General features: G+C 71.1%; 5 protein-coding genes. 2 read left to right on the top strand and 3 right to left on the bottom strand.

All coding sequences use genetic code 11. From position 1 onward, the window contains the following. From CH341_RS28925 to CH341_RS28915, 3 genes are all read right to left on the bottom strand, one after another. Positions 1-475 (bottom strand): hypothetical protein (locus tag CH341_RS28925; RefSeq protein ID WP_111422687.1); only part of this gene is annotated, 475 nt, incomplete at its 3' end. Between the two features lie 90 nt (positions 476-565). Then, complete coding sequence (locus CH341_RS28920; RefSeq protein WP_111422685.1) at positions 566-775, bottom strand: hypothetical protein; 210 nt, start codon at positions 773-775, stop codon at positions 566-568. A 129-nt stretch (positions 776-904) separates the two neighbouring features. Then, positions 905-1690, bottom strand: coding sequence for a hydroxypyruvate isomerase family protein (locus CH341_RS28915; RefSeq protein ID WP_111422683.1), 786 nt, complete (start codon positions 1688-1690; stop codon positions 905-907). A gap of 247 nt (positions 1691-1937) precedes the next feature. On the opposite strand from CH341_RS28915, the gene CH341_RS28910 reads away from it, so the two are divergent. Further along, positions 1938-3335, top strand: coding sequence for a hypothetical protein (locus CH341_RS28910; protein WP_111422689.1), 1398 nt, complete (start codon positions 1938-1940; stop codon positions 3333-3335). A gap of 14 nt (positions 3336-3349) precedes the next feature. Further along, positions 3350-4136, top strand: a 787-nt coding sequence (locus CH341_RS28905; protein ID WP_146604666.1) for a methylenetetrahydrofolate reductase, incomplete at its 3' end; no start/stop codon positions are given.

The following is a 4136-nucleotide window of genomic DNA, read 5'->3' as shown; positions in this document are numbered from 1 at the left end:
GGCGCCGCCGCGGCGGACGCCAGGCCGCCTCGGCGGCAGGCTCGGGTGGATCGCCGGAGAGGGTGCGCTCGCGCTCGACCAGCCGCTGCGCCACGTAACGCGTCACCGCCTCGGCCATCTCGCGCACATCGGCGGTCTCGGCCCGCACCTTTCGGCCGGACCGCGTGTCCTGCAGGAAGCGGTAGGTGCGCCGATCCCGCCCCATCGCCACATGGGCGACGGCATCGACCCACAGGCGTGGCGTCTCGCCACCCGACACGCCGGGATCGAACAGCTCGATGCCGGTCGGGACCTCGGCGAACAGCGGCGCGAGCATCTCGTGGAGGATGTCGAGGCGGGCGATCTCGGCCTCGCGCAACTCGACGACGACGCCGGTCTGCTCCGCCGAAGCGATCCTCGCCTCGCGCAGCGCCGCGGCGAGCCGCCGCGAGGGGGCGGACGCTCCGTCCGGCAGTGACCACTCGTGATGCACCATGGGCCCGTCGTCGATCCAGCAGACCGGAGGAACCGGCCAGCCGACGTCAACGCGCCGGGCTCGACATCGATCGATTCCGTGCGGCGACGCTCAGTCGACCCACAGCCACGGCGTCCAGGTCGGCGTCTCGGGCGAGGCCGGTTCCGTGTGGGCCGGCGAACTCTTCACCTCGACGTCGAATTCGGAGTCGTGGCGATGGACGGGCGGCTGCCAGTGCTGCGCCATGGACCTGAACAGCGTCACCTCGCCGCCGCGATCCTGCTTGCTCCACTGGAAGCGTGTCTTGCGAGAGCTCAACATGGGGCCCTCTCGCGTTCCTTCGCGATCCGCCCGCTGCGGACGGATTCGGATCACCGAGCCTGCGCGCGGTCCCTTAAGGAGCGGCTAACACCATCGCTCGAATGCAACGAACGATGTTGTGCGGCGCACTCAGCTCGCGGGCCGGCCCAGCCCGTAGGCCGCCGCCCACCCGAGACCGTCCTCGGTGCGCCCACGCGGCAGATACTCGCAGCCGACCCAGCCGGCATAGCCGAGCCGGTCCAGCGCCAGCAGGACGTTCGGATAATTCACCTCGCCGTCGTCGGGCTCGGCGCGACTCGGCACGGCGGCGATCTGGACGTGACCGATCACCGGCAGATGACGCTCGAAGCGGCGCAGCAGATCGCCGCCCATGATCTGCTGGTGATAGAAGTCGAACTGCATCCTCACATTGGCGCGCTCGACGCGTTCGATGACGGCGGCGGCCTGCTCGGCCCGGGTGAGAAGATAGCCGGGCCGATCGACCGTGTTGAGCGGCTCGATCAGGATGGTCAGACCGTGCGGGGCCGCGAGATCCGCGGCGTGCCGCAGGTTCTTCACGAAGGTCACCTCGCCGGCCGCCTCGCGCTCGGTCGCGACCACGCCGGCGAGACAATGGATCGTCCGCCCGCCGATCGCCGTCACGAAGGCCAGCGCCGTCTCGAACATCGCCGCGAACTCCGGCTCGCGTCCCGGGACCCCGGCGAGACCCGACGGGGCGTCGGGCAGCTGTGGCGTGTTGATGCCGAGCATCGTGAGATCGTGCCGTCTCAGCTCCTGCCGCACGGCCGCAGGATCGAGATCGTACGGGTACTGCAGCTCGACGGCCCGGAAGCCCGCCGCGGCGGCCGCGGCGAAGCGCTCGAGCGGCGGCCGGTCGGCGAACAGATAAGCCAGATTGGCGGCGAAGCGCGGCATGGCGGGGACTCCGTGCGAACCGCGCGAGCTATCGACTGCGGCGCGGCAATTCGCAACTGTTTCATCGACCCGAGACCGCGCGGTCGCGGCAGTGCAGCAGGCGGGCCAACGCGATCGTGACTCGCCCACCGGCGTCCCACCGGCCGCGTGGGCCACTTTGTGGTTGACCCACCGAATCCGCGACGATCGAATGGAGTGGGCCGTAATCCGCGCGTCAGACGTGGGCCACGGCCTGGAGGATGCGCCGATGAACGCCCAGGAGCTGCTCCAGGAGATCTCCGCCTATTGCCGCGAGACGGGACTGGCCGAGTCGACCTTCGGCCGGCGCGCCGTCAACGACGGCAAGCTCGCCGCGCGGCTGCGCAACGGCGGCCGCATCACGACCGAGACGCTCGACCGGATCCGGTCCTTCATGCAGGCCAACCGGGTGCCGCCGGATCTGCGCTCGTCGCTGCTGATGCGGCCGAACGGCCTCGCCGCGCGCACGCCGCTGCTGCCCCGCGCCGTGCCGAGCGAGGCGAGCCCGCAGCGGCATTTCCGCTTCTTCGACAATCGCCAGAAGTACCTGCTGTTCGTCCACACATGCAGCGAGAAGCGCGTGGTGGCGCAGCGGGTCGCGCTGGAGCTCGCCGGCATCTCGCCGCGGCCGCCTTCGCTGCGGGTGTTCGACGCCGGCGTCGGCGACGGCACCGTGCTGGCCCGGGTGATGCGCGCCATGCACGACCGCTTCCCCACCATGCCGTCCTGCGTCGTCGGCAAGGAGATCAGCCTGGAGGACGTGCGGCTGACGCTGCAGAAGATGCCGGACCGCTTCTTCGAGCATCCGGCCCAGGTGCTGGTGCTGACCAATCTCGCCTATGCGGACGCGCCGTGGCTCAAGGCGCGCTCGCCCGCGACCGAGGCCCGGATCGTCTGGCACGAGCTCGCGCTGTCCGGCAATTCGGCGCACCGGTTCGAGGAGCAGATCACCGGCCTGGAAGCGTTCCTGGCCGAGAACTGGAACGCCGGCATCGATCCGCGCACCGGCAACCCCGCCTTCGAGCGGCCGGTCGTGCTGGTGATCTATCGCGAGGATCACCGCTTCCTGCTCGATTCGGTGATCCCGCGACCCGGCCAGGGCAGCGCCAACTACGATCTGGTGATCGCGTCGCAGCCCTATCGGGCGCGAGCGCCGCTGACCTTCAAGGCGCGTCGCGTGATCGCACCGCTCGCCCGCGCGCTCGGGCCCGGCGGCCGGCTGATCGCCGTGCATTCCTACGGTCACGATCCGGGACAGGAGATCGTCCAGCGGGTGTGGCCGGGCGACGACCCTTTCGTGCACGACCGTCACGACATCCTGCGCGCCGTGAAGGAGGAGCTCGGGCCGGACGGCCGCGATCTCGTGTTCAACGCCTTCGCCGACAATCGCGCCCTGTTCCGCTACGACATGCACGCGCTGCCGGGCGAGCTCTCCGAGACGATCGGCACCTCGACCCTGTTCGCGGCCTGGAACGCGGCCGTCTACGTCGCCCAGGTGGAGGACGAGCGGCTCGCCGCCGTGGTGGCGGACGGCCGCTATCTCGACGCGACACGCGAGGTGCTGCAGGCGCAGGGCGGCCTGTGGTTCCACGACGAATCCTACGTGATCTCCAGACGGCGACATTAGGTGATCAGATGGTGATGGCGCTCCGAACGGCGGCCCGCATGCAGACCGGAACGCAACAGGATGTCGCGGCGATCGCCGCCTTCATGGCGGCGACCTCGTTCGAGACGACGCGCCTTCCGGACGACGACGCCGCGGCGCTTCGCACCCACGCCGCGCCGGGCACGCCCGTCTATGTGAGCGAGCTGCCGTCGCGGCCGCTCGCCGAGCAGATCGCCGTGGTGGAGGCCGTGCGACAGGCCGGATTCGAGCCGGTGCCGCATGTGGCGGTGCGCAACTTCGGCAGCGCCGCCGCCCTGTCGGATCACATCGGCCGCATGGTGGAGCGCGCCGCCGTGACGCGCGTGCTGGTGATCGCCGGGGACCGCGCCGAGCCGGCCGGCCCATTCCGGGCCGCCGTCGAGCTGATCGAAAGCGGCCTCCTGCAGAGCGCCGGCATCGGCGAGGTGGGCATCGCCGGCTATCCCGACGGACATCCGCGCATCGCGCCCATCACGCTGGAGCGGGCGCTCGCCGCCAAGCTCGAGGCTGCCGCGGCGACCGGCCTGTCGGCCCACGTCGTCACCCAGTTCACCATGGCGCCGGAGCCGGTGGTGGCCTGGCTGACGCGGCTTCGCGACCAGGGCATCGATCATCTGGTGCGGATCGGCTTCGCCGGCCCGACCTCGGTCGCGGCGCTGCTGCGCTTCGCCCGCATCTGCGGCGTGCGCGCCTCGGCCCAGGGCCTGGCACGAAACGTCGGCCTCGCCCGCAACATGCTGGGCGCGGCGGCGCCGGACCGCGCGGTGCGCGGCGTCGCGATCG

Origin of the sequence: Rhodoplanes roseus, from assembly GCF_003258865.1 — a bacterium.
Classification (GTDB): Bacteria; Pseudomonadota; Alphaproteobacteria; order Rhizobiales; family Xanthobacteraceae; genus Rhodoplanes; species Rhodoplanes roseus.
Note: the sequence above shows the minus strand (reverse complement) of the source record. Positions and strands in the feature narration are given on the sequence as shown.

Coding starts and splice junctions, on each gene's coding strand:
- CH341_RS28910 (WP_111422689.1), top strand. CDS start 1,938: ATGAACGCCCAGGAGCTGCTCCAGGAGATCTCCGCCTATTGCCGCGAG.
- CH341_RS28915 (WP_111422683.1), bottom strand. CDS start 1,690: ATGCCGCGCTTCGCCGCCAATCTGGCTTATCTGTTCGCCGACCGGCCG.
- CH341_RS28920 (WP_111422685.1), bottom strand. CDS start 775: ATGTTGAGCTCTCGCAAGACACGCTTCCAGTGGAGCAAGCAGGATCGC.